Here is a 26,241-nt window from a genome sequence, read left to right on the forward strand (position 1 = left end):
GCGGAAATATGAGCCTGCACCTGATCATCGGCGACAAACGCTATTCCTCCTGGTCCATGCGGCCGTGGCTGGTGCTGGAAATGATCGGTGTGCCATTCACCGATCAGGTCATTCGCCTGAACCAGGCTGATACCGATCGGCTTATCCGGGAGCACTCGCCCAGCGGCAAGGTCCCTGCACTCAAGAGCGAGCACGGTACCATTGTCGACTCGCTGGCGATTTGCGAATACCTCGCCGAGCTGTTTCCCAAGGCCGGCGTATGGCCCGCGGACACGGCTGCCCGGGCGCGGGCGCGTTCGGCGTGCGCACAGATGCACAGCGGCTTCATGGGTTTGCGCTCAAACCTGCCCATGGATTTGCGTCGTGACGAAGCGCTGGAAGTGATCCCGGTGGAAGCGCAAGCCGACATCGATCGCGTCATCGAGCTGTGGGCCGAGTGCCGTTCGGCGTCGAAGGAGACTGGCTCTTTCCTGTTTGGCAAACCAGGCATCATCGATGCGTTCTTTGCACCGGTCGCCGTGCGCCTGCGCACGTACCGCGTCGAGTTGCCAGCCGATGCCGCTGCGTACGTTGAGACGATTTACCAATGGCCTGCATTCCAGCGCTGGCAGCAGGCAGGTTTAGAGGAAGGTTGAACGTGAAACGAGTCCATGTAGCCGCCGCGGTCATTCGTGGCACCGACGGCAAGATTCTCATTGCCCGACGCGCTGACAAACAGCACCAGGGTGGTTTGTGGGAGTTTCCCGGTGGCAAGGTCGAGCCGGACGAAACCGTCGAGGCGGCCTTGGCCCGTGAGCTGAAAGAAGAGCTGGGCATCGCCGTCGTGGCGGCGCGCCCCCTGATCAAGATCCAGCATGACTACCCGGACAAGCACGTGTTGCTGGATGTCTGGGAGGTCTCCTCGTTCACCGGCCAACCCCATGGCGCCGAAGGCCAGCCGTTGGCCTGGGTGTCGAACCGCGAGTTGGCCAGCTATGAATTTCCAGCGGCGAACCAGCCCATCGTCGCGGCGGCACGCCTGCCGGGCGAATACCTGATTACGCCGGACGCCCTCGAGACCCCGAAGTTGTTGCAGGGTATGCAGAAGGCGATTGCCGGTGGCATCAAGCTGATTCAATTGCGCGCTCCGAATGGCTATGACCCGAAGTACCGCGATGTGGCGGTGGACGCGGTCGGGCTGTGTGCGGGAAAGGCGCAATTGATGCTCAAAGGCCCGCTGGAGTGGCTGGGTGACTTTCCGGCGGCAGGTTGGCACCTGACCAGCGAGCAACTGCGCAAGTACGCCAGCAGGGGCCGTCCGTTCCCTGAAGAGCGCTGGCTGGCCGCTTCCTGCCATAACGCCGAAGAGTTGTCGCTGGCCGAACAGATGGGCGTGGATTTCGTCACGCTGTCCCCGGTGCAGCCAACCCAGACGCATCCCGATGCGCAACCGCTGGGTTGGGAGAAAGCGCGCGAGCTGATCGAAGGCTTCAGCAGGCCGGTTTATCTGTTGGGCGGGGTTGGCCCGGCGGAGCGTCAGCAGGCGTGGGAAAACGGCGCGCAAGGCGTGGCCGGGATCCGGGCGTTCTGGCCTGATAACTGACATGAACCACCTGTAGGAGCGTGGCCGCGATCGGGGGGAACCCGCCGCAAACCCGGCAAACTCGGTCCGCCAGACACACCGCGTTTACCGAATGGCTGCCGGTTCCCGGCAGATCGCGGGACAAGCCACGCTCCTACAGTTGTTGTGATTACTCAGGTTTCTTCGCCGGCTCCCACAAAATCTCCGCTACCCCTTCACGCCGCGCAATGATGCGTGCCACGACAAACAGCAAGTCCGACAGTCGATTGATGTACGCCATGCCCACACCGGCCAGTGGTTCGATGGCGTTGAGGTGCTGGCAGCGTCGCTCGGCGCTGCGGGCCAGGCTGCGGCATACGTGAGCTTGAGCGATCAGCGCCGAGCCGCCCGGCAGGATGAAGTTCTCAAGCGGCCCGAGTTCTTCGTTCCAGCGATCAATCGCTGTTTCAAGCCGCTCGATTTCCGCCGCGTTCAGCGCCTGATAGGTCGGCATCGCCAACTCGCCGCCCAGGTCGAACAGCCGGTGCTGACAGGGCGCCAGAACGTCGATGACTTCCTGAACGGCCGGCAACGCACTGACAAGCCCCTCAAGGCCAGCGAGGAGCAAGCCCAACTGGCTGTTCAACGTATCGACTTCGCCGATGGCTTCCACCCGCGGATGGTCTTTGGTCACGCGACGACCATCCCCCAGCCCGGTTTCACCTTTGTCGCCGGTGCGTGTGTAAATCTTCGACAAGCGAAATCCCATGGTTCTACTCCCGGTCGTTCTGACCAATGATCTGTGGGGCGGGCACGTTCATCGGGTTGCCCGCCAACGGCAGGCGCAGCGTAAAGCAGGTGCCCTGGCCGAGGGTGGAGTGCACCTCCATCTGGCCTTTGTGGTTGTTGGTGATGATGAAATACGAGACCGACAAGCCGAGCCCGGTGCCCTGGCCGATTTCCTTGGTCGTGAAGAACGGTTCAAAGGTGCGTTTGCGCACAGCCTCGGACATGCCGACACCGTTGTCCTCCACCTGGATTTCAGCCCATGGCGGATTAAGGCAGGTGCGCAGAATGATGCGCCCCGGTTCTTTTTCGTTTTCGCGTTGGTGAATGGCCTGTGCGGCATTCTTGAGCAGGTTGAGCAGCACCTGCTCCAGTTCGTTGGCGGTGCCCGGCACCGGGCCAAGTTTGGGGTCGAACTGGCGAATGATGTTCTGGCCCTTGAAGTCGAAACCAATGGTCAGGTCGAAGTCGTTGCTGGCGATTTCCACGGCCTGGTCGATCAGCGCGGGCAGGTCACAAGGCGCCATCTGCCGGTTGCTGCGCCGGCTGAAACTGAGCATGTGGCTGACGATTTTGGCGGCACGGGCGCCAGCCTGTTGAATGCCGTCGAGCAACTGCGGCACCTCGCGCGCACTGAGGTATTGATTCACCGCGCTCAGTTCCACGCCCTCTTGTTGGGCCTGTTCCTGGTTCTTTGGCAGGTCGGGCGACAGACGCCGACGAATGTTCTGCACGTTGTGCATGATCGCGCCCAGCGGGTTATTGATTTCGTGGGCCATGCCCGCCGCGAGTCCGCCGACCGAGAGCATTTTTTCCGATTGCACCATCATGTCTTCCAGCGACAGGCGCTGGGTGATGTCATCGATCCTGATCACCACGCCGCGTCCGGCACCGCCGGTCAGTGGATAAAACGTCAGCGCATAATGCCGGGTGACTTCGCCCTTGACCCACGTCACCCGTTCGATCTTGGTCACGGTGTGGCGTTCGACGGTCTGCTTGATCTGCGGCAGGAACGACTTCATCGGCGCGAAGGCGAGGAAAATCGGCTGGTTCAGCGCTTCGTCCAGCGGCGTGCCGGACAATGCGCCGGCTTCCTGATTCCACTGCGTGACATACAGCTGCTCATCCAGGGCGATCAGCGCCGAGGGCATTGAGTCGATGATGCTGTTGAGGTAGTTCTGAAAGCCTGTGAGCTTCTTCTCGATCTTGCTTCGCACCTGGACTTCCAGCTCCAGCTTGCGGTTGGTGTGGCGGGTTTCTTCGGCAAGCCCCTGCGCCTGATCGTAGGCGTCCTGAGACTCGTCGCGTGCACGCTTGAGTTGCTGCTCGCGGGCCTCCATTCGCGACAGCATGGTGTTAAAGGCTTCAGCCAGAGATCCGATTTCGTCGCGGTTGCCGGTGCCGGCGCGTAACGCGTAGTTTTCTTCACGGGTGACCCTGCGCGAAAGCTGTTCCAGCTGATAGATCGGCTCGGTGATGAAGCGCCGGATTTGCCGCGCCACGCCCGCCCACAACAGCACGCTAAAAATCAGAATGCCAAGACTGGCGGTCAGCGTACCGGTGTAGAAGGCAGTCGGCAGTTCGCTGCTGGCGACCAGCAACAGATGCCCAGGCGCCTGACCCGGTTTGAGGACGGGAATCACCTGGGTGTTGCGAAACTCGGTGATGCGCCAGCTTTCGAGATTGCGGTAATGGTCCGGCAGCCGGAGCTTGTCGCCTTGCTGAACCTGAGCGAGCCGGTTGCCGTTGGTGTCGTACACCGCAGCGGCGCGCAATGGCGTGTAGTTTTTCAGCTCTTTGAGCAGCGCCTGAGCATTGTCCGGCGACGACAACGCCTGCTCCGACAGGCCGGGGTTGCTGATCAGCCGGCCGATGGTCTGCAACGCCTGCGGCGCCATGGCTTCCTGGGAGATGTAATAGGCGGCGCTGATGAACGTCAGGTTGGCGACCAGCAGAACGGTGGTCAACAGGACCAGCAGGGCAGCCAACAACTTCTGGCCGACCGGCAGGTTTTCGAGGCGCTGGCGCAATGGCATTGGCAAAGTCACTGGCGAATGAGGAACAGGCAGGTTAGCGCTGTTCGGGGCCTGCGCAAACCCGAACCTTTTAAATGGTCTGGGGCAAACCCGGTGGTCGTTCAGGATCCGTGGCTAGTCGCTCGGCAAACCTCGGGCTTGCAGGTGGGCGATCAACTGTCCGCGTATCCGGTTCAGGTAGGGCGCATGGCAGCCGTGCGCTCGGGCGGTGGTGCAAACGTGACCGAGCAAATAGCTGATTTCCGTTCGGCGACCATTCGCGACGTCCTGGTACATCGACGAGTAGTTGGCGGCCGTGGCCTGGATGACCCGATTGACCTCGGCGTGCAACCCGACGGCAGCCTCTGGCTGGCCGCAGGTTTGCAGCACCTGAACCAGTTCGTCGCACAACGCGTCGACTTCGTCACGATGCTGCAGCAGGTCGCCGTTGCTGCAGTCGTGCAGCACCGTCAGCGGATTGACTGCACAATTCAGCGCGAGTTTGCGCCACAGCCGGTCGAGGATGTCCGACGACCATTGGTGTGGAATGCCTGCAAGGCTCAGTTCATCGAGCCAGGCGGGGGCGGCACCGTTCTGCGTATCGCCGAGCCAGTTGAAGCCGTTTCCGGCGAACACCACGCTGAAGTCTTCATCCCGAAACGCACCTTCCTTGCTGGAGACGAAGACGCACCGCGCGTCAGGGACAAGCGCGGCAACAGCGTCCTGGCTGCCGAGACCGTTTTGCAGCAGTAAGAGCTCTGCACCGGGCCTCAGGCGCGACGCAATGCTTGCCACCGCGTGCTCGGCATCGTACGCCTTGCAGGCCACCAGCACGCGTTGAATGGGTTCATCGTCGTCGACGGTCTGTGCCGCGATGTTGAGCGTCAGGCGCTGGCCTTGCTCATCGAGTGTCAGTCCGCCCTTGCGTGCGTACGCTGCGAGGCGAGTCGCATCACGCAGGATCAGCCGCACCGGCAGCCCTGCGCGAGCCAGTCGTGTTGCCCACAAACTGCCTAGGCTGCCGGCGCCAAGGATGTGCCAGAGAGTCGTATTCAAGAGACGTTGCGCCGCAGGTCGGTAAGCGTGAGCAACAAGGAAAACAAAATCGACACCGCAGGCTCACATGAATGGGGGAAAAGTCTCGTTATAATGACCGGGCTTTCATACCGTCAAGTCAGGCGTGCTCCATTTCCATGTCGAGCCGCGCCGTATCAATTGGAGAATCTACATGCCCTCGTTCGACGTAGTGTCCGAACTGGATAAACACGAAGTCACGAATGCCGTCGACAACGCGATCAAGGAGCTGGACCGCCGCTACGACCTCAAAGGCAAAGGCAGCTTCGAGTTCACGGAAAAAGACCTGCTGATCAAGATGACCGCCGAAGAGGGCTTTCAGCTCGAAGCGATGATCGAGATCCTTAAGCTGGCGTTGGTCAAGCGCAAGATCGACGTGCAATGCCTTGAACTGAAGGATCCCTTCGCGTCCGGCAAGGTCATGAAGCAGGAAGCCACGCTCAAGGAAGGGATCGACAAGGAGCTGGCCAAGAAGATCGTTGCGCACATCAAAGAGGCCAAGCTCAAGGTCCAGGCCGCCATTCAGGGCGAGCAAGTGCGCGTGACCGGCAAGAAGCGTGACGACCTGCAGGAAGCCATTGCGGCCTTGCGTGCCAAAGAGTTCGGCATGCCGCTGCAATTCAACAACTTCCGCGACTGATCGCCTTCCTGATTTGCCTCTGCGTGGGGAACCTGAAGGGTTTGTGCGCGTCCGAGTGCAGGTCCCGCTGAAACGACGGCGCTGCCAAGCGCGGTCGTTTCTGTCTTCCGTTTTCGCGACCGCGAGGAGAAATGAATGGATTTGGATTTGAACGGCCAGGTGGATCACCTGGTCAAGGCCTCCCAGGCCTGGCTTCCCATGGTCATGCAGTACGGCAGCAAAGTCCTGTTGGCACTCGTGGTGTTGCTGGTGGGCTGGTGGCTGATCAACAAGTTGACCACCAAGGTGGTCGCGCTGTTGGCGTACCGTCACGTTGACCTGGCCCTGCAAGGCTTCATCAGCAGCCTGGCCAACATCATTCTGAAGATCCTGCTGATCGTCAGCGTTGCGTCGATGATCGGCGTAGAGACCACATCGTTCGTCGCCGCCATCGGTGCGGCCGGTCTGGCCATCGGTCTGGCGTTGCAGGGCAGCCTGGCGAACTTCGCCGGTGGCGTGCTGATTCTGCTGTTCCGCCCGTTTCGCATCGGCGACTGGATCGAGGCGCAAGGCGTGTCGGGCACTGTGGACAGCATTCAGATCTTCCACACCATTTTGCGTACCGGTGATAACAAGACGGTCATTTTGCCCAACGGCAACCTGTCCAACGGCATCATCACCAACACCAACCGTCAACCCACCCGCAAGGTGGTGTTCGATGTGGGTGTCGATTATGACGCTGATCTGCAGAAAGCCCGGCAAGTATTGCTGGATCTGGCGAAGGATCCACGCGTGCTCGAGGATCCGGCGCCCCAGGCCGTGGTGTCGACGCTGGGCGACAGCTCGATTACCGTCTCCCTGCGTATCTGGACCAAGACCTCGGACTACTGGGACGTCATGTTCATGCTCAACGCCGAAGCGCGCGATCGCCTGAAGGCCGAGAACATCGACATCCCGTTCCCGCAGCGTGTGATTCGTGTAGTGCAGGAACAGCAGGAACCCGCTACACAGCGCTGATCAAGGCTGTTGAAACGACAAAAGCCCCGGCTCGTGAGAGTCCGGGGCTTTTTGTTGGGTGTCGGAACAACACAGATCGCTCCGACGATGGGTAAGCGAATATCAGGGTTGTTCGCTCACCGGCGTTTCAACGGGCTTCTGATCCTCGTCACGCTTCTCCTTGCGCGCTTCCTGCACCCAGTGAATGACGATCATGAACAGGGTCGGCACGCCCATCAGCGCGGTCGCCAAGAAGAAGTTGTGGTAACCGAGTTTCTCCACCATCACCCCTGAATACCCGCCGATCAAGCGCGGCAACAGCAGCATGATCGAGCTCAGCAGCGCGTACTGCGTGGCCGAGAACTTGAGGTTGGTCAGGCTCGACAGGTAGGCCACGAATGCCGACGTCGCGAGGCCCGAGCTGAAGTTATCCAGCGAGATCGTGACGATCAGCATCTTCAGGTTCGGGCCCATGTCGGCCAGCATCAGGAACAACAGGTTGGTGGCCGCCGACGTGGCGCCCCCGATGAACAGGATGGGCAGGATGCCGAAGCGGACAATGGCCAGCCCGCCGAACGCGGCACCGGCCAGCGTCATCACCAGACCGAAGATCTTGCTCACGCTGGCGATCTGATCTTTGGTGAAGCCCTGATCGATGTAAAACACGTTGGCCATCACACCCATCACGGTGTCCGACATGCGATAGGTCGCGATCAGCCCCAGCAGCAGAAAGGCCTGCCAGCGATACCGCAGAATGAAGTCATTGATCGGCGTCAGGACCGGCGCCAGGCCACGACGACCCATGGACGACAGGCAGGCGGCAGTCAGCAGCGTGTAGAGGATCGCGCGCAAGAAGGCACGGTCTTCCATCAGCAGGCTTTTCCAGGTGGTGCCTTCGAACAGCACGCTGGCGAAATCGGTGTTGTACAGCTGGGTGAACATCGCTGGCACTGACACCAGCAGGATGATCAGCACGAACACGGACGCGAGTTGATGAACGAAGCCGTAGCGTGCCGCTGAAAGTTGCGTGCGCAATGGCACGGCGGGTTCGCGCATGATCAATGTGGTGATCAACGCAGGAAGCATCAACAGCCCGAACAGCACGTAGGTGCCGGTCCAGGCCGAGTGTTTGTAGGCGAAGCCTGTGGAGCCGAAGCCTTCGGCGAAATACAGCGCGCCAGCGGTGGCGAGCAGGGCGGCAACGCGGTAACCGGCCATGTAGCTGGCGGCGAGCGTGGCTTGCTGGCTGTCGGAGGCGATCTCCAGGCGGTACGCGTCGATGGCGATGTCCTGCGTGGCGGACGAAAACGCCACTAACACGGCAATTGCGATCAGCCATGACAAATGCTGTTGCGGGTCGCAGAAACCCATGCCGATCAGGCCCAGCGTCACCAGCGTCTGTGAGAGCACCAGCCAGGAACGCCGCCGTCCCAGTTTGCCCAGAAGCGGCAGACGCCATTGATCAAGCAGCGGCGACCATACCCATTTGAAGGCATAGGCGAGGCCGATCAGGCTGGCATAGCCGATGGTTTCCCGAGCGACGCCGGCTTCACGCAGCCAGACCGAGAGTGTGGAAAACACCAACATATAAGGCATGCCCGCAGCGAAGCCGAGCAACAACAGCACTAACGTGGAGGGGCTGGCATATGCGGCGAGCGCGGCGCGCCAGGTTTTGCGGGGCATGGGCTGGAATCTGCCTCAGTTTACGTAAACAAAGCGCGCACTCTAACCGTTGTGCTCTGTCGGGCGCCAGCCATGACGTGTCATATCCACACGATTGTTACGGATGGTCACCCCTTCGGCGCGCAACCGCGCCCGTTGTTCTTCACCCGATACGGTTCCCGCAGCCAGGCTCAGCTTTCCGCCCGCGCCCAGCACCCGATGCCACGGCAGAGTGCTGCCGTCGGGCAACTGACTCAAGGTTCTGCCCACGAAGCGTGCCGCTCGTCCTAAACCTGCCAGTTCTGCCAACTGACCATAACTGACCACTTTGCCTTCAGGCACCTGATGCAATGTCAGGTAAAGCGCCGTACGCCGGGCCTCTGCGGGCGATTGGCCAGCAGGGTCATTTATCGGTGAGGAGTGTTCGATCACGGATTCGTTCCTGATTGTAGGACCAGCGGGAATTTTCACGAAGGAACTAGGGAAATTTCCTACGGTCATTGATACCTGTGCTGGCGGTCCTTCGATTGCCTTGACGTTGTCCGCAAGGATAATGCCCGATTCTCCGCGAACCAGAGCCTTGTCGTTTCCTATGTTGTCCAGAACCCTGCTGTGCCTTGCCATTACCAGTGCTTCCACCCCTTTGCTCGCCGACACCGTCTGGTTGAAGAACGGTGACAAGCTGACCGGGACCATCAAGGTCTTCGACGGTGGGAAGTTACTGCTCAATACCAAATATGCAGGCGACATTCCTTTGGACTGGAAGGAAGTCAAGACACTGGAAAGCGACCAGCATCTGCTGGTCAAGCAAGACGCCTACAACGGCGAGATTTCCAAGTCTCTGCACGCCGCCGACGATGGCAAGGTTACCCTGGCCAACGGCGACGCGCCCAAGACCGTCGAGCTGGCGAGCATCCAGCAGATCATGAAGCCTAAGCCGGTCGTCACCGATCTGGTCTGGAAGGGCAACGTCGACGCGGCGCTGGACTTCCAGCGGGCCGACAAGGACACCGACGACTACAACATCGCGTTCAAAACGTCTGCGACTCACGGCAGATGGCGTCACAACGCCGAAGGTGAGTTCAACCGCGAGACGCAGGACGAAGACACCACGATCGACAACTGGAAGGCCGAGTACTCCATCGACCGGTTCATCACTGATAAGTGGTTCTGGGATGGTCGTTTCACCTACAAGCACGACAACATCGAAGACCTGCGTCGCCAGCGCACGGTCGGTACCGGCCCGGGCTATCAGTTCTGGGACGATGAGTTGGGTGCATTCAAGGTCGGGACGCTGCTTAACCGTACCGACTTTGAATATTCCAACGGCGAGAAAGACAACTTCTACTCGGTTTCCGGTACGTGGGACTACAACCGCTACCTGATCGGCAAGAAGGTCGAGTTCTTCACCAACGGCGAACTCGGCAAGCCGATCAGCGGTGTGGCGGACTACAGCCTGGATACGGAAATCGGTCTGCGCTACAAGGTCACCGAATGGGCATCGCTCAACGTCAAGGCCGAGAAAAACGTCATCAGTGGCTCTGACGACGGCGATCTGGACAAGACCCGCTACACCGCCGGGTTCGGCGTCGCCTGGTAAAGCGCTGTCTTTAGAAGGCGCGTTGGTCGAGTGGGGCTGGCGCAGTTTCTGTGGGAGCGAATTCATTCGCGAGACGGCTGTACGGGCAATGCATCGATACCGTCCGAACGATTATTCGCGAATGAATTCGCTCCCACAGAATGAAAATCGCGCTCAGCCGCCTTTAAAAAATTACGCTTAATCCGCGCAAAATCGTCACGCCTCGCCAATCTGGCACCTCGCAACGATAACGATTATCTTGGAGCCGCAACCCCACCACGCTGCTGCGTACCCTTTTGTAGTCGTTGATTCATTTCAGGAGCCCCACCATGAGCGCCAAAGCCAACCGGCAAGCCCGAGCCCTGCTGCTCAAGGAGTATCGCGGTGTGCTGTCGACCCATTCCAAGTCGATGCCGGGGTTTCCTTTTGGCTCCGTGGTGCCGTATTGCCTGGACGACCAGGGGCGGCCGCTGATTCTGATCAGCCGCATCGCTCAGCACACTCACAACCTGCAGCGCGACCCCAAATGCTCGATGCTGGTGGGCGAGCGCGATGCCGAGGATGTCCAGGCGGTGGGCCGCGTCACGGTCATGGCTGAAGCGCAAAAGGTCACGGATGAGGCGGCTGTCGAAGCTGCCGCACAGCGTTATTACCGCTACTTCCCCGAGTCGGAGAGCTATCACAGTGCTCACGACTTCGATTTCTGGGTACTGGCGCCGGTGCGTTATCGGTACATCGGCGGGTTCGGCGCGATTCACTGGCTCGACGACGTCGCCCTCGCCAATCCATTCGCGGGCGCCGCAGAAACCAGCATGGTCGAGCACATGAACGAGGACCATGCCAAGGCCATCGCTCACTATGTCGAACTGGCCGGCCTGCCGAAGAGCGAACCTGCCACGTTGGTCGGCATCGACAGCGAAGGCATGCACCTGCGCGTGGGGCCGGGCCTGTACTGGCTGGCGTTCGCTGAGGCGTGTAATACGCCGACACAAGTCCGCCAAGCCTTGGTTCAGCTGGCTCACGCAGACAAATGGCCGACCGTTGAAGCCGCTGAGGCTTGAATTTACAACCTTGCGACATCACCTAGTGTCTACTGGAAGACTCCTTCCGTTGAGGAACTGATTTGATGCGCGCTTTTTTATTGCTTTTATTGCTTTTTCCAGTGCTCGAGCTGTTCGTGCTGGTGAAAGTCGGAATGTCTATCGGCTTCCTGGCGACGTTCCTGCTGGTTGTCGCGGGTTCCATGCTCGGCGTTTTCGTGGTCCGTGTTGCCGGTCTTGCGACCGCCATGAGTGCCCGTGAGAGTCTGGCGCGAGGCGAATTGCCCGCTCAGCAGATGATGGACGGACTGATGATGACTGTCGGTGGCGGCCTGTTGGTGTTGCCGGGCTTCATCAGCGACGTACTGGGCCTGATCTGCCTGCTGCCGTTTACCCGACGCTTGCTGGTGAACAAGGTACGCCAGCGTGCCGAGGCGTCAGCGACCCGTCAGCGTGCGTTTGCGGACGACCTGCGTTCTGCCGGATCGAGTCCGGGCGCCGGTCGCCCTGCGGCTCGCCAGCCCGACGTCATCGAAGGCGAAGTGATTGAGGGCGAGTTCGAGCCGCTCGACAAAAAGTGAATCCAACGCTTGATCCACACGGCACCTTCGGGTGCCGTGTTCGCTTCCATGACCGCGATTCCGTTAAAAAATTTCTTCGTTGAGCCTTGTAATCAGCTTGGCTGCCCTTATGTATGGGTCACCGCAAGGTTTCTGGCGCATTTCGTCAGACCGTATTCTGCGGTTCGCTCGCGAACCGTAACCGGCAAGCCCGGATGTTTTAACCCGCCGGTGCCAACACCGGGCGTTCAAAAACCATAATTAGGAGATCGACAATGAAGCTTCGTCCTCTGCATGACCGCGTCGTAATCCGTCGCAGCGAAGAAGAAACCAAAACTGCTGGCGGTATCGTGCTGCCTGGTTCGGCTGCTGAAAAACCAAACCGTGGCGAAATCATCGCTGTCGGTGCCGGTCGCATCCTGGACAACGGTGAAGTACGTGCGCTGGCCGTGAAAGTGGGTGACAAAGTGGTGTTCGGCCCTTACTCCGGCAGCAACACTGTGAAAGTTGACGGCGAAGACCTGCTGGTGATGAGCGAGAACGAGATTCTCGCGGTCGTCGAAGGCTGAGTTGATACCCCGCATTTTCCCGTTACTACAAAGTATTTAAGGAATATCGATCATGGCTGCTAAAGAAGTTAAGTTCGGCGACGTTGGCCGTAAGAAAATGCTCGCCGGTGTGAACGTCCTGGCTGACGCAGTAAAAGCGACCCTGGGCCCGAAAGGCCGTAACGTCATCATCGAGAAAAGCTTCGGCGCTCCGCTGATCACCAAAGACGGTGTGTCGGTTGCCAAAGAAATCGAACTGAAAGACCGTTTCGAAAACATGGGCGCGCAGCTGGTCAAAGACGTTGCCTCCCGTGCGAACGACGACGCTGGTGACGGTACCACCACCGCTACCGTTCTGGCTCAAGCCATCGTCAACGAAGGCCTGAAAGCCGTCGCTGCCGGCATGAACCCGATGGACCTGAAGCGCGGCATCGACAAGGCGACCATTGCCATTGTTGCCCAGCTGAAGTCGCTGTCCAAGCCTTGCACCGACACCAAGGCAATTGCCCAGGTTGGTACTATTTCGGCCAACTCCGACAATTCCATCGGCGACATCATTGCTGAAGCCATGGAAAAAGTGACCAAAGACGGCGTTATCACCGTTGAAGAAGGTTCGGGTCTGGAAAACGAACTGTCGGTTGTAGAAGGCATGCAGTTCGACCGTGGCTACCTGTCCCCGTACTTCATCAACAAGCCGGACACCATGGTTGCCGAGCTGGACAGCCCGCTGCTGCTGCTGGTTGACAAGAAGATCTCCAACATCCGCGAAATGCTGCCAGTTCTGGAAGCCGTTGCCAAAGCTGGCCGTCCTCTGCTGATCGTTGCCGAAGACGTTGAAGGCGAAGCCCTGGCGACTCTGGTTGTGAACAACATGCGTGGCATCGTCAAAGTCGCAGCCGTCAAGGCGCCAGGCTTCGGCGACCGTCGCAAGGCCATGCTGCAGGACATCGCTGTCCTGACCGGCGGTACCGTTATATCCGAAGAGATCGGTCTGAGCCTGGAAAGCACTACCCTGGAGCACCTGGGTAACGCCAAGCGCGTTGTGCTGAACAAAGAAAACACCACCATCATCGACGGTGCCGGCGTTAAAACCGACATCGACGCGCGTATCGCTCAGATCCGTCAGCAAATCGGTGACACTTCGTCCGACTACGACAAAGAGAAACTGCAAGAGCGTCTGGCCAAGCTGTCGGGCGGCGTTGCTGTGATCAAGGTCGGTGCTGGTTCCGAAGTTGAAATGAAAGAGAAGAAAGCCCGCGTTGAAGACGCCCTGCACGCAACCCGCGCAGCCGTTGAAGAAGGCGTGGTACCTGGCGGTGGCGTGGCTCTGGTTCGCTCCCTGCAGGCTATCTCTGAGCTGAAAGGCGACAACGCCGATCAGAACGTCGGTATCGCTCTGCTGCGTCGTGCTGTTGAAGCGCCGCTGCGTCAGATCGTTGCAAACTCCGGCGACGAGCCAAGCGTTGTGGTCGACAAGGTCAAGCAGGGTTCGGGTAACTTCGGTTACAACGCTGCGACCGGCGAGTACGGCGACATGATCGAAATGGGTATTCTGGACCCGGCTAAAGTGACGCGTTCTGCTCTGCAGGCAGCGTCCTCCATTGCCAGTCTGATGATCACCACCGAAGCGATGATCGCTGATGTGGCAGAAGACAAGCCAGCTGGCGGTGGTATGCCAGACATGGGCGGCATGGGTGGCATGGGCGGCATGATGTAAGTCGGCCTTACCCGCTTCTCGCTGTAAGAAAAACCCCGCTTCGGCGGGGTTTTTTTATGGGCACTGTTTGGGGTTTGGGGTTTGGTGGCTTTGGGGGGGGTGTATATCCGTTATCTGCGGCGGCGCGGATTATGGTTCCGCTCTTACAGCGGGTCACTTTTCTTTCGGGGGTCAGTTCAACCATTTGCTCCTGGTTTGGCCCTCGTTCCTCGGGTTCCCTTCGGCGACGCTCCGTGGGCCCGCGCCGAACGGACATCCCTGTCCTGACGGCGCTCTCGCGGCATCCATGCCGCTCGGCCCACTCCGCGCCGCCTGCGTTCAGCCTGCACCCAAGTCGCGCTTTGCGGTGTCTGAACGTTCGCGGTATGAAGATCAAAAGCGAGAGCAGGAGCACCTTGCTGTTCTTCTTTTGATTCTGGCCGGAGGCCGTAGGAGGGCGCTTGCTCTGGGCCGCACTCGGACGATCTACCGCGCAGCGGTAGCAAAACCAGGCGACTCGGTTGGACCTGACACACCGCATGCACAGGGTTTACTGCCGGTTCCCGGCAGATCGCGGGACAAGCCACGCTCCTACATTTAAGAGTGGGGCGGGGAGATGGGTGCACGAACCAAAAATGCGAAGAGCGTTAGCTCCAGCCCGCGTTGCGCTTGTACGCAATAGTCCAGTCACCACAAACCGCGACTTGGGTGCAGGCCAAACCGGGAGCCAACCCTTGGTTACTTGGGGTTTTCAAGTAACCCGCCGAAGGCGGAACAGTTTGGCCGTTAGGACAAACCAAAAAACGCAGAATCACCGCCAATACCGAATATCCATGCAAATTAAGCGGCGGTATCGCCAAGCAAGCAACCGCTAGCCCGAAACCGGCTTACCGCCCAAAACCTTCTCCCTCTTACCCACCGGCCTGTAAAGCACCACGTAGTAGGCCCCCAGACAAATCAGCCAGCAGAACACCGCCGTCCAGATGTTGTGCGAGAAAAAGTGCGCGCCCTGCAGCATTCGCCCCACCGAGAACACCGTCCCGAGGCCAAACGCGAAGATCAGACCTGCCTTGGCCAGGCGCGGCTTGCGATCACGAAACACGAAGAACAACGCAAACAGCGTAAAGCCCGTCGCCGCATGACCGCCTGGCCAGCAACGGCCGGGTTTGTCCGTCTGTGGACGAGGGCTCAGCAGCTCGCTGTACTGCTCCTGGCCGCCAAACTCCGTCAGGCTCCACGGGCATTGCACGGCTGTGACGGCTTTCATCGGCGTCACGAAACTGGTCGACAGCGCCATCGACAGCACCAGACAACCCAACTCACGTTTCCAGGGTTTGAGCTTCTCTATAAAGAAAGAAGCGACAAAGCCGGCGAACGACAGCACAGCCAGCGCGATGACGACTTGTTTCGCCCGGTCGTGCAGGACGTTTTCCAGAAAGTAACTGTGCTTGCCGATAAATCCGCCTGCGGACGGATCATAGGCCAGCTTGGCGATATCCATGTCCAGCGACGTCAGTTCCAATAACAGCAAGACAATGGCGGTCACCGCTGGAATGCCGAGATAAACCCACAGGTTGATCGGGCGTGAAGCGGGACGTGCAAAGACTTCAGACATGGTGAATCCCGTGTTGTGGCGAGGAGGGCTCGCAAGGTAGACCGAGAGCAGTCGGCAGTCTGGGCCGAGTGCTGTCGGCGGGCTGTGAACCGGGAGTGAAAAAAACGTTATGCACGGCGAGGCTGGCCCTCTGGCGCACTTGGCCGTAAGCTGCCGCCAACTCTGACCTGAATGAGTCCGCAACACAGTACTGCGCCAGGTCATGCCGACATCCGTATAGGGAGACAAGCGCCCATGAGAATCCTGCTGGTTGAAGACAACCGCGATATCCTGGCGAACCTGGCTGACTACCTGGGTTTGAAGGGCTACACCGTCGATTGCGCCCAGGACGGGCTTTCAGGGCTGCATCTTGCCGCGACGGAGCACTACGATTTGATCGTGCTCGACATCATGCTGCCGGGCATCGATGGTTACACGCTGTGCAAACGTCTGCGTGAGGATGCCCGCCGCGATACGCCGGTGATCATGCTGACCGCCCGTGACCAGCTCGACGACCGCCTGCAGGGCTTCCGCTCGGGTGCTGACGACTACCTGCTCAAGCCGTTCGCGTTGTCGGAGCTGGCTGCGCGCATCGAAGCGGTGTTGCGTCGTGCTCAGGGCGGCGGTCGCCGGACCTTGCAGGTGGCCGAGCTGGTTTATGACCTGGACACCCTCGAGGTGACCCGCGAGGGTCGATTGCTCAAACTCAACCCGGTGGGCCTGAAACTGCTGGCCGTGTTGATGCAGAAAAGCCCTCATGTGCTGCGCCGTGAAGTGCTGGAAGAAGCGCTGTGGGGCGATGACTGCCCGGACAGCGACAGCCTGCGCAGCCATGTTCACCAGTTGCGTCAGGTGATCGACAAGCCGTTCGCCAAGCCTCTGCTGCAAACCGTGCACGGTGTCGGGTATCGCCTGGCCGAGGGCCGGGATGGAGTTTAAGCAGAGCCTTGCGCAGCGGATCATCATTGCCTTTGCATTGATGAGTGCGCTGGTTGCCGGGTCGTTTGCCATGGGCATCGTCGCGACGGTGCACCTGGTCGAGGAAAAGCTGATTTCTGCCGGGTTAGGCGGGGACCTGACGCGCCTGTTGCTCATGGACAGTGTCGAGGACTGGAGCCATCGCCCGGAGCCGGATCAGCTTTTCTACTTCAGCGGTGGGCCAGGCGATTTTGACTTGCCCAAGGACCTTCGTCATCTGGAGCCGGGATTTCACGAGGTGTTTCGTGGCCCGTTGTCCTATCACGCCATGGTCGAGGTGGTCGACGGTCGTCACTACGTCCTGTTGCAGGATCAAAGCGATTTCGAAGAGCGCGAGCGCGTACTGTTTGCCGTCGTACTGGTCGGGTTCGTGCTGGCCCTGGCGTTGGCGGTTTTCCTGGGGTGGGTGCTTGCACGTCGGGTGATGGCGCCGGTGGTTCGGCTGGCGCGTCAGGTGCGTCATCGGGACCAATTGCTGGGGCTCGCACCGCCGCTTGCGCCGGATTACGCCGCCGACGAAGTGGGTGAGCTGGCCGTGGCGTTCGACGCAACGCTAGGTCGCTTGCGCGACGCCTTGACCCGAGAGCGAATGTTCACCAGCGACGTGAGTCATGAGTTGCGAACCCCGTTGATGGTATTGGCCAGTTCCTGCGAACTGTTGCTTGAGAACCCGGCACTGGATCAGCGCGCCCGCGCACAGGTCGAGCGGGTAGGGCGAGCGTGTGAAGAGATGCGCGACCTGGTGCAGACCTTCCTCATGCTGGCGCGTACTCAGCGTGACGATGCAGGCATGAATCCGCAGTTGTCGTTGCAAGGGGCGGCCCAACAGCTTTTGACGCTTTGGCGTGAGCCCATCGAAGCCAAAGGTCTGTCGCTGGAATACCACCCTGACAACGCTTCTCAAACCACTTATAACGCCACCTTTTTGTACGCCGTTATGGGCAACCTGTTGCGTAACGCCCTTCATTACACTGATCGAGGGTTTATCCGCCTCACGTTGCTGCCGCAGGGTTTTACCGTTGAAGACTCAGGTGTCGGTATACCCGAAGAAAAACGCGAGGCAATGTTCCAGCCCTTTGTCCGGGGTAACGAGCAACGGGGCGAAGGGTTGGGTCTGGGCCTTTCACTGGTGCAACGTATTTGCGAAAACCAGGGCTGGACCGTGACCCTCGACACGATGCAGCCAAACGGATGCCGGTTCACTGTAGAGCTCAGGAAAGTGGTGAGTTCAACGTCCTGACACTCGATCCAGGGTTTTGTACAGAGAGTGTAAATGTTGCTGCGATCAGGCGGATAATGGCCCTATGCTAGCCCTATCGTCTGGAAAAACCCCGTAACATTTGCGGTGGCCAAAGGACGTTTTTTTCACAATTGCATGACCTGACAGTCACGCAAACCCGCCTAGTTTGGCCGTATCACCCTCAGGAGATACGGCCATGAGCAAGCGGATCGAGCTTGATTTCTCGCGTAAATACGACGACGAGCACGCTAAAAAATATTTACGCAAGCACAAGGACGGATTGGCAAGACGGTTGTCTGATCGTCGCGACAAGCAGCTGGCCAGACGCGCGCTGGCGCTGGCGGGCGAGCCTGGACTGGTGCTCGATCTGCCATGCGGCGCTGGACGCTTCTGGCCGTTGCTGGCCGAGAAGGCCAATCGGGTCATCATCGGAGCCGATAATTCTGCCGCCATGGTGGCCACGGCGTGTGAGTCTCAGCCTGCCGACGTGGTGAAAAGGGTACAACCCTTGCAGACTTCTGCCTTCGCCATCGACATGCCGGACAACGCGGTAGACAGCATCTTCTGCATGCGACTCCTGCACCATGTCGGCAACGCTCAGGACAGAGCGGTGCTGCTGAGAGAGTTTCATCGTGTGACCCGTGACAGCGTGATCATATCGCTCTGGGTCGATGGCAATTTCAAGGCATGGAAACGCAAGCGCGCGGAGCGTAAACGTCAGCAAGAGGGTTACCAGAACCGCTTTGTGTTACCGGTGGCAACAGTAGAAGCTGAATTTGAACAGGCAGGGTTTCGCATCCAGGAGCGATTGGACTTCCTGCCGTTGTACGCCATGTGGCGTGTGTATCTATTACGTAAGAGGTAACAGGATGGCCGTGGATTTTGCAGCAGAGTCGAGCGTTCCCGCCAAGGACCGTTTTGCCTATTTCTGGAACACCCGTGGTGAGTGGGTTGAAGAGCCCAACGTACGCCGCGGAGGGGAAAGTGGCGTACAGCGCGTCGTGTCGGAAAACGGTCGCCTGCTGTACGTGAAGCGCCAGACAGGACACATCTACCGCAGCTGGCTGCATCCGTTCGGTCGTCCGACGGTGCTGCGCGAGCGTGACGCGCTGGAGGGCCTGCGCCAACTCAACGTCAACGTTCCCCGCATGGTCTTCTGCGGTGCTGAGCGTGACGAGAACAATGAATGGCGGGCGCTGCTGGTCACCGCTTCGCTGGACGGCTACGACGAGTTCGAAAACTGGCTCAAAGCGGGTGGCCGTGAGCAGTATGGCGAAGCTGTTTACGACCAGATGCTCAAGGAACTGGCCGAAAACCTGGCCCGTATGCACAAGGGACGCTGGCAGCACAGCTGCATCTACATCAAGCACGTTTTTGTGCGCGTGGTCGGGGAGGGCGCAAACGCCAAACCTGAAGTTGCCTTGCTGGACCTGGAGAAGTGCCGCCAGCGTCTGACCGCTTACGGAGCCGCTCAGCACGACATGAAACAGCTGCGTCGCCATTCGTCGTTCCAGCCAGCAGACTGGAAGAAGCTCGTCTACTTTTACGAGACGGCGTTTGGCAGCCCCATCAAAGGTTTAGGTCGATGAAGTTAGAAATGGCGCGAGGTTTGTTTCTGGTTGGGGCTTTGGGCGTCGCTTCCATTGCCATGGCCGCCTGGGAGCAACCCAGGCCACAGATACTAAGCGCAGTACACGGCGAAGGGCATTGCCCTTTGCCGCGGGTAGCGAAGGCAGAGCTGCCGGCGCGACCTGATCATGATCTGTTGTTGTTGATGTTTGGCCTTGCACAGGGATCGGGGCCACAGCATTGAGACAACCACCTGACTGAAGGCCCCGTTATCGGGGCCTTTTTATTGGCGTTGATCCACCCGCCCAGCCAGCAACGTATAAACACACGGCAACACAAACAACGTAAACAATGTTCCCACCGACATCCCCGTCGCGATCACCAGGCCGATGTCGAAGCGGCTGACCGCTCCTGCGCCGGTTGCCAGAATCAATGGCACCATGCCGAACACCATCGCGGCAGTGGTCATCAGGACCGGACGCAGGCGAATCGCGGCCGCTTCCTCCACGGCCTCTCGAACGCCGAGGCCTTTGTCGCGCCGCAGCTGGTTCGCGAATTCGACGATCAGGATTCCGTGCTTGCTGATCAGACCGATCAACGTCACCAGACCCACCTGTGTGTAGATATTCAGCGTGGATACGCCGAGGAATAGCGGGATCAGGGCGCCACAGATCGACAGCGGCACGGTCACCAGAATCACCAGCGGATCGCGAAAGCTTTCAAACTGCGCTGCCAGCACCAGAAAGATAATGGCCAGCGCAAGACCGAACGTCACCCACAAGGCGTTGCCTTCCTGCACGTACTGACGGGATGCGCCTGCGTAGTCGTAGGCAAAACCGGCAGGTGCTTCTTCCTCGGCGATTTGTCGCACGGTGTCGATGGCTTCGCCCATGCTGACCAGCGGAAAGCCCGAAATAATGGCCGAGTTGAGTTGCTGGAACTGGTTGAGCTGACGCGGCCTGGCACGGTCACTGACGGTGATCAGCGTCGACAGCGGGAGCATTTTGCCTTCGCTGTTTTTCACGTAATAGTTCGACAGCCACTCGGGGTTGTCGCGGTAAGCCCGTTCCACTTGCGCGATGACCTTGTAACTGCGGCCATCGATGGTGAAGCGGTTGATCTCCGCTTCGCCCAGCAGGGTCGCGAGGCTCCCGCCCAGGTCCTGCATCGAAACGCCCATCTGCGCCGCCTTGGCGCGGTCGATATCCACCACGACTTCCGGCTTGTCGAACGCCAGGTCCACGTCGAGAAACGCGAACTTGCCGGACTCCGTCGCGCGTTTCTTGATCCGGTCCACCACTTCAAGCAGGGCTGGATAATCGTTTGGCGAATTGATGACGAACTGGAAGGGCAGCCCTTCACCGGTTCCCGGCAATGACGGCAGGTTGAAGCCGAAAATCTGCAGGCCGGTGATCTGTGAAAGCTTGGCCTGTACCTCGGGTAACAGCTCCATTTGCGTGCGCTTGCGCTCGCCCCATGGCTTGAGCAGGAAACCCCCGACACCGCTCTGTACACCGTTGAAACCATTGATCTGGAAGGACGAGTAGTACTCCGGGAACGCCTTGAAAATGGAGATGAACTGGTCGGTGTACTTGTTCATGTAATCAAGGTTGGTCGGCTGTGGCGACGTCGCGATCATGAAAACGATGCCTTGGTCTTCATCAGGCGCGAGTTGCGACTGGCTGAATTTCAGGAACACCGGAATCAGGCACAGCACCAGCACCGCGAAGACGATGACCACCGGACGGCTGTTCAACGTGCCGTGCAGCAGGCGCTGATAGCGCACTTTCAAGCCGCCGAAAATCTGGTCGAGCTTGTGCGCCAAGCCAGTGGGGTTCTCGTCGTGGCGCAGGAGCACGGCGCACATCATCGGCGAGAGCGTGAGGGCGACGATACCGGAAATCACCACGGCACCGGCCAGCGTCAACGCGAACTCTTTGAACAGTGCGCCGGTCAGGCCCTGCAGGAAGCCAATAGGCGCATAAACGGCGGCCAGGGTCACGGTCATCGATACCACCGGCATCGCGATTTCCCGTGCACCCTCCAGCGCTGCGTTCAGCGGCGTTTTGCCTTCTTCGATGTGCCGATGGATGTTTTCCACCACGACAATCGCGTCGTCCACCACCAGGCCGATCGCCAACACCATGGCCAGCAACGTCAGCAGGTTGATCGAGTACCCCATCACCTGCATGAAGAACAGCACGCCGATCATCGACAGCGGGATGGTGATCACCGGGATCAAAACCGAGCGCAGCGCGCCCAGAAACAGGAACACCACGACGATGACGATCAACACCGCCTCGATCAGCGTTTTCACCACTTCATGGATCGAAGCCTGGATGAACAGGGTGGCGTCGTAGGCGATGGACACCTTCAGGCTGGGCGGCAGTTGGCCTTCAAGTTCCGGCATGATCCGCCGGACTTCCTTGATCACGTCCAGCGGGTTGGAACTGGGCGTGCCCTTGATGCCGATGTACACCGAGGGCGTGCCATCGAAGGAGCTGACGGTGTCGTAGTTTTCCGCGCCCATTTCCACGCGCGCCACGTCACCGAGCAAGACACGGCTGTCCCCCACGGTTTTCAGCGGGATGGCGGCAAACGTTTCCGGTGATTTCAGATCAGTGGTGGCGTTGACGCTGGTCACCACGTATTCGCCTTTGACCTCGCCCGCAGCGGACAAGAAGTTGTATTTGCGCACAGCGTCCGTCACATCGGTGGCTGTCAGGCCGAAGCCTGCGAGCTTGACCGGGTCCAGCCACAAGCGCATGGCAAACACCTGGTTGCCCAGAATCTCGGCTTCGGCCATGCCGGGCAGCGTGGCCAGTTTTGGCTGAATGACGCGGGACAGGTAATCGGTGATCTGCGGATTGTTCAGTTCCGAGCTGTAGAAACTGATGTACATGAGCGCCGAGGCATCGGCCGCTTCCTTGCTCAGCACCGGGTCTTCAGCGTCCTGCGGCAGCTTGTTTTTGACTTCGTTGGCCTTGGCCAGCAGCTCGGTGTAGAGACGGTCGGTGTTGGCGCCGATGCGCGCGTAGATCGAGATCACCGAGAAGTTCTGCCGACTGACCGAGGTCATGTAGTCGATGCCTTCCGCGCTGGCCAGACTTTGCTGCAGCGGTTGGGTGATGTAGCCCTGGATGGTTTCGGCGTTGGCGCCGGGGTACGCCGTGGTCACGGTGATGAGGGCGTTTTCCATCTGCGGGTATTGGCGGATGGTCAGTTTGCTGAACGCCTGAAAGCCCAGCAGAACGATCAGCAGGCTGATCACGCTGGCGAGGACGGGGCGGCGGATGAACGGGTCTGTGAATGCCATGAACGTTCCTTTGAAAGCTCCTTCGAGCCATCAGCTGTGATCAGTCAACCTTGGGCTGGCTGTTCTGCTCTGCGGGCGCAGCCTGATCGGCGCTGATGGCGACGTGAGTGCCGTTGTCCAGCTTGAGCTGGCCGCCGGTCACCACTTGCTCGCCTGCTTTCAATCCCTTGCTGATGATCACCAGCCCGCCACGGCGCTCACCGGTGGTCACGAAACGTCGTTCCACGGCCAGTTGCGGTTCACCCTTGTCGTTTTTTTCCGGCTGGCCGTCGGTGGTTTTCTTCGGCACGACGACATACACCGAGTTGCCATACAGCGTGTAGGTAATGGTGCTTTCGGGCACCACCCGTTGCTGTGTGTCCTGTCCGAGGATGACCTGCAGATTGGCGAACATGCCGGGCAGCAACTTGCCGTCGGGGTTGGGCAGCGTGGCGCGCACGAGCACGTTGCGCGTGGCATCTTCGACCTTGGGGTTGATGGCGCTGATGCTGGCAGTGAACACGGCGTCCGGATAAGCCGTGACGCTGACCTGCACCTGCTGACCGAGGGCCAGTTTTGGCAGCACCTGTTCCGGCACAAAGAAGTCGGCGTAGAGGCTGGTCAGGTCTTGAAGGGTGGCGACGACCGTGCCGCTGGCAAGGTAATCGCCCACGTCCACCTGACGAATGCCGATGGTGCCGCTGAATGGCGCAAGAATGCGCTTCTTGGCCAGCGAGGCATTCAGTTGCGCGACACTGGCCGCAGCTTTTTTCTGAGTGGCGGCGAGCTTGTCGAAATCGCCTCTGGAAATGGACCCATCGCCCACCAGTTTGCTGCCGCGCGCGAAGTCCAGCTGCGCCAGACCCAGGTCAGCTTCGGCGGTGCCGAGCAGGCCTTTCTCCACATCGCTGTCGAGCTGCACCAGCGGTTGGCCGACCTTGACCTTCTGGCCGGACTCGAACTGCAAGGCCTTGACCGTGCCAGAGATTTCCAGCGCCAGGTCTACGCCCTGCAAAGCCTTGAGCGTGCCGATGGCAGGCAGGCGATTCTGCCAGGGACGTTCCTCGACCACGGCGACCGCCACATTGATCGGCGGCTTGGGGGCGGTGAATTGCTGGATCTGTTGGTAGATCGAAAATGCCTTATACCCGCCCAGGGCCAGCACCACGATGACGACAACACCCAACATGATCAACATGCGGCGACGCAACATATTCCACTTCCTTGGAAAACAGATGAATCAGGCGACTTTGATGCCCTCAAGCCAACCTAAAAAACTCACACCAGATGCAAATGGTTGTCCCACAATCCTGCCGGCAACGCCAGTGGCTGAGCGACCAGTGTGCTTTGGCGGCAATCGTAGAAGCGGCATCGGCCTTGCCCCGAGGTAACGACAAACCCATCGGCGACTGCCCCGACCCCCGCGCAATCAGGCAGCGGCGCGTCCAGCCGGACGGCGCCGGTGTCCAGGTCCCAGATAAAGAAACGATTGCCACGCGGAGCCGTCAAGGCGACCAACCGCAGCTCGCTGTGGATGGCCACGCTCGCGGTGTAGTGCGCCATCGCTTGCAACTGTTGCTCAGCCACGGGAAAGGCCTGAAACGGCTGTCCCGGCCGTTTGATCGCCAGCAGCTCGGCCGATTCATGGGACGGCCCCATGAACTGTTGCCCGGCTACGACGGTGCCGTCCGCGGCAATTGCCATGTGGCGCACGCTGTTCATCGGCTGGGCCAAGGTTTCCTTGCTCAAGAGTGTGCCGTCCCGGTGCATCAGGACCAGGCTGGGCTCCATGGCATTGAGGTTCATGTCGACCCGGCTTTCGGCCTCGGTACGGATACCGCCGTTGGCGACGGCCAACGTCTCGCCGTCAGGCATCCAGGAGACCTGATGCGGGCCTATGCCGTGGGTGGGAATCTCACCACTGTGCTCCAGGCGATCACCGACGAACCGGTACACACCGAGCAGTCCGCGTCCTGGATCGGTGGTGTCGTTCTCGGTGGCGTACAGCCATTCACCGTCCTTGTGAATGACTGCATGGCCGTAGAAATGCCGATTCGGCTTCGAGGTGATGGTCTGCAACAGGCGACCGTCGCGCAGGTCGATCAGGTAGCTCTCGGTGCCCGGTCGGCGGGCGACGAACAGCGCGATCGGTCGCTCTGGATGATTGATGATGTCGTGGCAACGCTGGGCCACCTGTGTGGCGAACACCTGAGCGCCGTCCACGCGATACCCCACGGCGTAGTGCTTGCCATCGCTGTCATCTCGGGCAGACAGCAGCAGCGGGCTGTCGCCTTTCTTTTTGAACAGTGTCCATCCACCCAAGGTACAGGCGCTGAGAACAAGGCTGCCGAGAGCCAGAGCCTGACGTCGCAACATATCAGTCACCATCGTTGGCGTTGAAGCCGAGCTGAATGCCCAGTGCTTTGGCAAGTTCGCCCTCGTGCAGGCGATGCACCCTGTTGAGGCTGTCGTAGAACGCGTTCAACTGCTGCCGGCCTTGCTCGGTGGCCAGCAGCTCGACCAGTGGCGGTTTGAGCGCCGCCAGCTGCTTCTGACTTTCAGCGTAGGCAGCGTCGATCTTGTCAGCCAGCGGCTTTTGCTCGGCAGGCAGCAGGCCGCGCAGGCCTTTGTTGTCCACGCCCGACCAGACCGTTTCGGCGCTGGCGAGACCGGCTTGCAGGCTGCTCAGCGACGCCTTGCTGCGCCATGCTTCGGCCTGGAAAGGTTGTGGCACGCCTTTGGTCTGGCGGCCCAGCGGTGTGCCGAGTTTTTTCTTCAGGCTATCCAGTGCCGTGACCTGCACGCGCAACAGTTCAGCGATGGCCTCGTGAGAGTCGGCGTAGCGCTGGTTCGGGAATTTGCTCAACTGCGCGAGCATGCCGTCGGTGCTGTTCCAACCGTCGAGGATCTCTTGCGCGAGGGTTTTCTGGCGTTCGCCGATGGCGATCAATAGCGGGCAGTAGCGCGCTTTCTGGTCAGCGCTGGCCATGTCGATTTCGGCATCGAACAGGATGTATTCATACGCCGACAACCCCTGAACGACGACGCTGGATTTCGCCAGTGCATCGGCGCTGATCTGAGGTTGGGCAGTCACCAGTTGCTCGACCTGACGGCCCACAAGGTTCTTCTTGTCAGGCCAGAACTGGATCTGCCACGAGCGGTTGCCTTCGGCCAGCGGACCGATCAGCAACGGCTGAAGTTCGGCCCAGGCTTTCTGGGCATGGAGGAAGTCGGCCCGCGCGGTGTCCAGATCGCTTTTGCCCTGACAGAACGCCAGCGCACTGACGGCCAGTTGCCGATCAGCGTCGACCCAGCGGCTGTAGGTCGGCAGGATCACTTGCTTGGCGATGGCGGCAGACGTCACGGCCTGCGGGTCTGCGGGTGCGCAGGCACCCAGCGCGAGCGCGGCGAGGCTGGTGAGCAACAGCTTGGGACGGAACATGTCCGGCT

Annotated in this window: 24 protein-coding genes; 14 read left to right on the forward strand and 10 right to left on the reverse strand. The window is 59.9% G+C overall.

Annotation, left to right across the window (positions count from 1 at the left end; translation table 11 throughout):
* Positions 1-8 precede the first annotated feature (8 nt).
* Together AB4N84_RS16030 and AB4N84_RS16035 are read left to right on the forward strand one after the other, a co-directional pair.
* Positions 9-635, forward strand: a complete 627-nt coding sequence (locus AB4N84_RS16030; protein ID WP_074755422.1) for a glutathione S-transferase family protein — start codon at positions 9-11, stop codon at positions 633-635.
* Between the two features lie 2 nt (positions 636-637).
* Positions 638-1,582, forward strand: coding sequence for a Nudix family hydrolase (locus tag AB4N84_RS16035; protein ID WP_460042189.1), 945 nt, complete (start codon positions 638-640; stop codon positions 1,580-1,582).
* Between the two features lie 148 nt (positions 1,583-1,730).
* Here the strand turns inward: AB4N84_RS16035 and AB4N84_RS16040 are convergent, their stop codons facing one another.
* The 3 genes from AB4N84_RS16040 to AB4N84_RS16050 form a co-directional block, all read right to left on the reverse strand.
* On the reverse strand, positions 1,731-2,309 hold the full coding sequence (locus tag AB4N84_RS16040) for a cob(I)yrinic acid a,c-diamide adenosyltransferase (RefSeq protein ID WP_074755426.1): 579 nt from the start codon (positions 2,307-2,309) through the stop codon (positions 1,731-1,733).
* 4 nt (positions 2,310-2,313) lie between these two features.
* Complete coding sequence (locus tag AB4N84_RS16045) at positions 2,314-4,362, reverse strand: sensor histidine kinase (RefSeq protein WP_460042190.1); 2,049 nt, start codon at positions 4,360-4,362, stop codon at positions 2,314-2,316.
* Between the two features lie 114 nt (positions 4,363-4,476).
* Positions 4,477-5,397, reverse strand: coding sequence for a putative 2-dehydropantoate 2-reductase (locus AB4N84_RS16050; RefSeq protein WP_460042191.1), 921 nt, complete (start codon positions 5,395-5,397; stop codon positions 4,477-4,479).
* Between the two features lie 172 nt (positions 5,398-5,569).
* Here AB4N84_RS16050 and AB4N84_RS16055 point away from each other — a divergent pair, with 172 nt between their 5' ends.
* Both AB4N84_RS16055 and AB4N84_RS16060 read left to right on the forward strand, forming a co-directional pair.
* Positions 5,570-6,055 (forward strand): YajQ family cyclic di-GMP-binding protein, encoded by a 486-nt coding sequence (locus AB4N84_RS16055; RefSeq protein ID WP_074755432.1) that lies wholly within the window; start codon positions 5,570-5,572, stop codon positions 6,053-6,055.
* Between the two features lie 141 nt (positions 6,056-6,196).
* Positions 6,197-7,051: a mechanosensitive ion channel family protein gene (locus tag AB4N84_RS16060; protein WP_074755778.1), complete on the forward strand. Its 855-nt coding sequence runs from the start codon at positions 6,197-6,199 to the stop codon at positions 7,049-7,051.
* A 102-nt stretch (positions 7,052-7,153) separates the two neighbouring features.
* Here the strand turns inward: AB4N84_RS16060 and AB4N84_RS16065 are convergent, their stop codons facing one another.
* The gene (locus tag AB4N84_RS16065) at positions 7,154-8,713 is read right to left on the reverse strand and encodes an AmpG family muropeptide MFS transporter (RefSeq protein WP_460042192.1); all 1,560 of its coding nucleotides are present in this window, start codon (positions 8,711-8,713) and stop codon (positions 7,154-7,156) included.
* Between the two features lie 42 nt (positions 8,714-8,755).
* Complete coding sequence (locus AB4N84_RS16070; RefSeq protein WP_425262243.1) at positions 8,756-9,124, reverse strand: MGMT family protein; 369 nt, start codon at positions 9,122-9,124, stop codon at positions 8,756-8,758.
* 160 nt (positions 9,125-9,284) lie between these two features.
* Here AB4N84_RS16070 and AB4N84_RS16075 point away from each other — a divergent pair, with 160 nt between their 5' ends.
* The 5 genes from AB4N84_RS16075 to groL all read left to right on the forward strand — a co-directional run bounded on the left by AB4N84_RS16075 (position 9,285) and on the right by groL (position 14,136).
* Positions 9,285-10,292, forward strand: a complete 1,008-nt coding sequence (locus tag AB4N84_RS16075) for a DUF481 domain-containing protein (RefSeq protein WP_074755436.1) — start codon at positions 9,285-9,287, stop codon at positions 10,290-10,292.
* Positions 10,293-10,600: 308 nt separating this feature from the next.
* A complete protein-coding gene (locus AB4N84_RS16080; RefSeq protein ID WP_460042193.1) occupies positions 10,601-11,332 on the forward strand; it encodes a HugZ family pyridoxamine 5'-phosphate oxidase in 732 nt (243 codons plus the stop codon).
* A 65-nt stretch (positions 11,333-11,397) separates the two neighbouring features.
* The gene (locus tag AB4N84_RS16085; protein ID WP_074755440.1) at positions 11,398-11,892 is read left to right on the forward strand and encodes an FxsA family protein; all 495 of its coding nucleotides are present in this window, start codon (positions 11,398-11,400) and stop codon (positions 11,890-11,892) included.
* A gap of 254 nt (positions 11,893-12,146) precedes the next feature.
* Positions 12,147-12,440, forward strand: a complete 294-nt coding sequence (locus AB4N84_RS16090; RefSeq protein ID WP_062384143.1) for a co-chaperone GroES — start codon at positions 12,147-12,149, stop codon at positions 12,438-12,440.
* A 52-nt stretch (positions 12,441-12,492) separates the two neighbouring features.
* A complete protein-coding gene (groL, locus tag AB4N84_RS16095) occupies positions 12,493-14,136 on the forward strand; it encodes a chaperonin GroEL (protein ID WP_074755442.1) in 1,644 nt (547 codons plus the stop codon).
* 850 nt (positions 14,137-14,986) lie between these two features.
* Here groL and AB4N84_RS16100 read toward each other — a convergent pair.
* Positions 14,987-15,730, reverse strand: coding sequence for a phosphatase PAP2 family protein (locus AB4N84_RS16100; RefSeq protein WP_074755444.1), 744 nt, complete (start codon positions 15,728-15,730; stop codon positions 14,987-14,989).
* Positions 15,731-15,964: 234 nt separating this feature from the next.
* Here AB4N84_RS16100 and colR point away from each other — a divergent pair, with 234 nt between their 5' ends.
* The 5 genes from colR to AB4N84_RS16125 all read left to right on the forward strand — a co-directional run bounded on the left by colR (position 15,965) and on the right by AB4N84_RS16125 (position 19,740).
* On the forward strand, positions 15,965-16,648 hold the full coding sequence (gene colR / locus AB4N84_RS16105; RefSeq protein ID WP_062384084.1) for a two-component system response regulator ColR: 684 nt from the start codon (positions 15,965-15,967) through the stop codon (positions 16,646-16,648).
* Entirely contained in the window at positions 16,638-17,927 is a 1,290-nt protein-coding gene (locus tag AB4N84_RS16110; protein WP_074755448.1) for a sensor histidine kinase, read from the forward strand. Before colR ends, AB4N84_RS16110 begins: the two co-directional genes overlap by 11 nt.
* A 196-nt stretch (positions 17,928-18,123) precedes the next feature.
* The gene (locus AB4N84_RS16115; protein ID WP_074755450.1) at positions 18,124-18,792 is read left to right on the forward strand and encodes a class I SAM-dependent methyltransferase; all 669 of its coding nucleotides are present in this window, start codon (positions 18,124-18,126) and stop codon (positions 18,790-18,792) included.
* 4 nt (positions 18,793-18,796) lie between these two features.
* The gene (locus AB4N84_RS16120; RefSeq protein ID WP_074755452.1) at positions 18,797-19,516 is read left to right on the forward strand and encodes a lipopolysaccharide kinase InaA family protein; all 720 of its coding nucleotides are present in this window, start codon (positions 18,797-18,799) and stop codon (positions 19,514-19,516) included.
* The gene (locus AB4N84_RS16125; RefSeq protein WP_074755454.1) at positions 19,513-19,740 is read left to right on the forward strand and encodes a hypothetical protein; all 228 of its coding nucleotides are present in this window, start codon (positions 19,513-19,515) and stop codon (positions 19,738-19,740) included. Before AB4N84_RS16120 ends, AB4N84_RS16125 begins: the two co-directional genes overlap by 4 nt.
* Before the next feature lie 39 nt (positions 19,741-19,779).
* On the opposite strand, the gene AB4N84_RS16130 is transcribed toward AB4N84_RS16125, so the two are convergent.
* From AB4N84_RS16130 to AB4N84_RS16145, 4 genes are all read right to left on the reverse strand, one after another.
* Entirely contained in the window at positions 19,780-22,812 is a 3,033-nt protein-coding gene (locus AB4N84_RS16130) for a multidrug efflux RND transporter permease subunit (RefSeq protein ID WP_460042194.1), read from the reverse strand.
* A gap of 40 nt (positions 22,813-22,852) precedes the next feature.
* Positions 22,853-24,004: an efflux RND transporter periplasmic adaptor subunit gene (locus tag AB4N84_RS16135; protein WP_460042195.1), complete on the reverse strand. Its 1,152-nt coding sequence runs from the start codon at positions 24,002-24,004 to the stop codon at positions 22,853-22,855.
* 65 nt (positions 24,005-24,069) lie between these two features.
* Complete coding sequence (locus AB4N84_RS16140; RefSeq protein WP_460042196.1) at positions 24,070-25,167, reverse strand: DUF1513 domain-containing protein; 1,098 nt, start codon at positions 25,165-25,167, stop codon at positions 24,070-24,072.
* A 1-nt stretch (position 25,168) separates the two neighbouring features.
* Positions 25,169-26,233, reverse strand: coding sequence for an imelysin family protein (locus AB4N84_RS16145; RefSeq protein WP_074755462.1), 1,065 nt, complete (start codon positions 26,231-26,233; stop codon positions 25,169-25,171).
* Positions 26,234-26,241: the final 8 nt, after the last annotated feature.

This window comes from Pseudomonas sp. S2_H01 (assembly GCF_054668305.1).

What these genes read in the sequence shown, in the direction of transcription:
- AB4N84_RS16100 (WP_074755444.1), bottom strand. Translation starts at nt 15,730, where the DNA reads ATGTCTGAAGTCTTTGCACGTCCCGCTTCACGCCCGATCAACCTGTGG.
- AB4N84_RS16045 (WP_460042190.1), bottom strand. Translation starts at nt 4,362, where the DNA reads ATGCCATTGCGCCAGCGCCTCGAAAACCTGCCGGTCGGCCAGAAGTTG.
- AB4N84_RS16075 (WP_074755436.1), top strand. Translation starts at nt 9,285, where the DNA reads ATGTTGTCCAGAACCCTGCTGTGCCTTGCCATTACCAGTGCTTCCACC.
- AB4N84_RS16135 (WP_460042195.1), bottom strand. Translation starts at nt 24,004, where the DNA reads ATGTTGCGTCGCCGCATGTTGATCATGTTGGGTGTTGTCGTCATCGTG.
- AB4N84_RS16085 (WP_074755440.1), top strand. Translation starts at nt 11,398, where the DNA reads ATGCGCGCTTTTTTATTGCTTTTATTGCTTTTTCCAGTGCTCGAGCTG.
- AB4N84_RS16140 (WP_460042196.1), bottom strand. Translation starts at nt 25,167, where the DNA reads ATGTTGCGACGTCAGGCTCTGGCTCTCGGCAGCCTTGTTCTCAGCGCC.
- AB4N84_RS16130 (WP_460042194.1), bottom strand. Translation starts at nt 22,812, where the DNA reads ATGGCATTCACAGACCCGTTCATCCGCCGCCCCGTCCTCGCCAGCGTG.
- AB4N84_RS16080 (WP_460042193.1), top strand. Translation starts at nt 10,601, where the DNA reads ATGAGCGCCAAAGCCAACCGGCAAGCCCGAGCCCTGCTGCTCAAGGAG.
- AB4N84_RS16040 (WP_074755426.1), bottom strand. Translation starts at nt 2,309, where the DNA reads ATGGGATTTCGCTTGTCGAAGATTTACACACGCACCGGCGACAAAGGT.
- AB4N84_RS16030 (WP_074755422.1), top strand. Translation starts at nt 9, where the DNA reads ATGAGCCTGCACCTGATCATCGGCGACAAACGCTATTCCTCCTGGTCC.
- AB4N84_RS16065 (WP_460042192.1), bottom strand. Translation starts at nt 8,713, where the DNA reads ATGCCCCGCAAAACCTGGCGCGCCGCGCTCGCCGCATATGCCAGCCCC.
- AB4N84_RS16120 (WP_074755452.1), top strand. Translation starts at nt 18,797, where the DNA reads ATGGCCGTGGATTTTGCAGCAGAGTCGAGCGTTCCCGCCAAGGACCGT.
- colR (WP_062384084.1), top strand. Translation starts at nt 15,965, where the DNA reads ATGAGAATCCTGCTGGTTGAAGACAACCGCGATATCCTGGCGAACCTG.
- groL (WP_074755442.1), top strand. Translation starts at nt 12,493, where the DNA reads ATGGCTGCTAAAGAAGTTAAGTTCGGCGACGTTGGCCGTAAGAAAATG.
- AB4N84_RS16145 (WP_074755462.1), bottom strand. Translation starts at nt 26,233, where the DNA reads ATGTTCCGTCCCAAGCTGTTGCTCACCAGCCTCGCCGCGCTCGCGCTG.
- AB4N84_RS16110 (WP_074755448.1), top strand. Translation starts at nt 16,638, where the DNA reads ATGGAGTTTAAGCAGAGCCTTGCGCAGCGGATCATCATTGCCTTTGCA.
- AB4N84_RS16115 (WP_074755450.1), top strand. Translation starts at nt 18,124, where the DNA reads ATGAGCAAGCGGATCGAGCTTGATTTCTCGCGTAAATACGACGACGAG.
- AB4N84_RS16090 (WP_062384143.1), top strand. Translation starts at nt 12,147, where the DNA reads ATGAAGCTTCGTCCTCTGCATGACCGCGTCGTAATCCGTCGCAGCGAA.
- AB4N84_RS16125 (WP_074755454.1), top strand. Translation starts at nt 19,513, where the DNA reads ATGAAGTTAGAAATGGCGCGAGGTTTGTTTCTGGTTGGGGCTTTGGGC.
- AB4N84_RS16055 (WP_074755432.1), top strand. Translation starts at nt 5,570, where the DNA reads ATGCCCTCGTTCGACGTAGTGTCCGAACTGGATAAACACGAAGTCACG.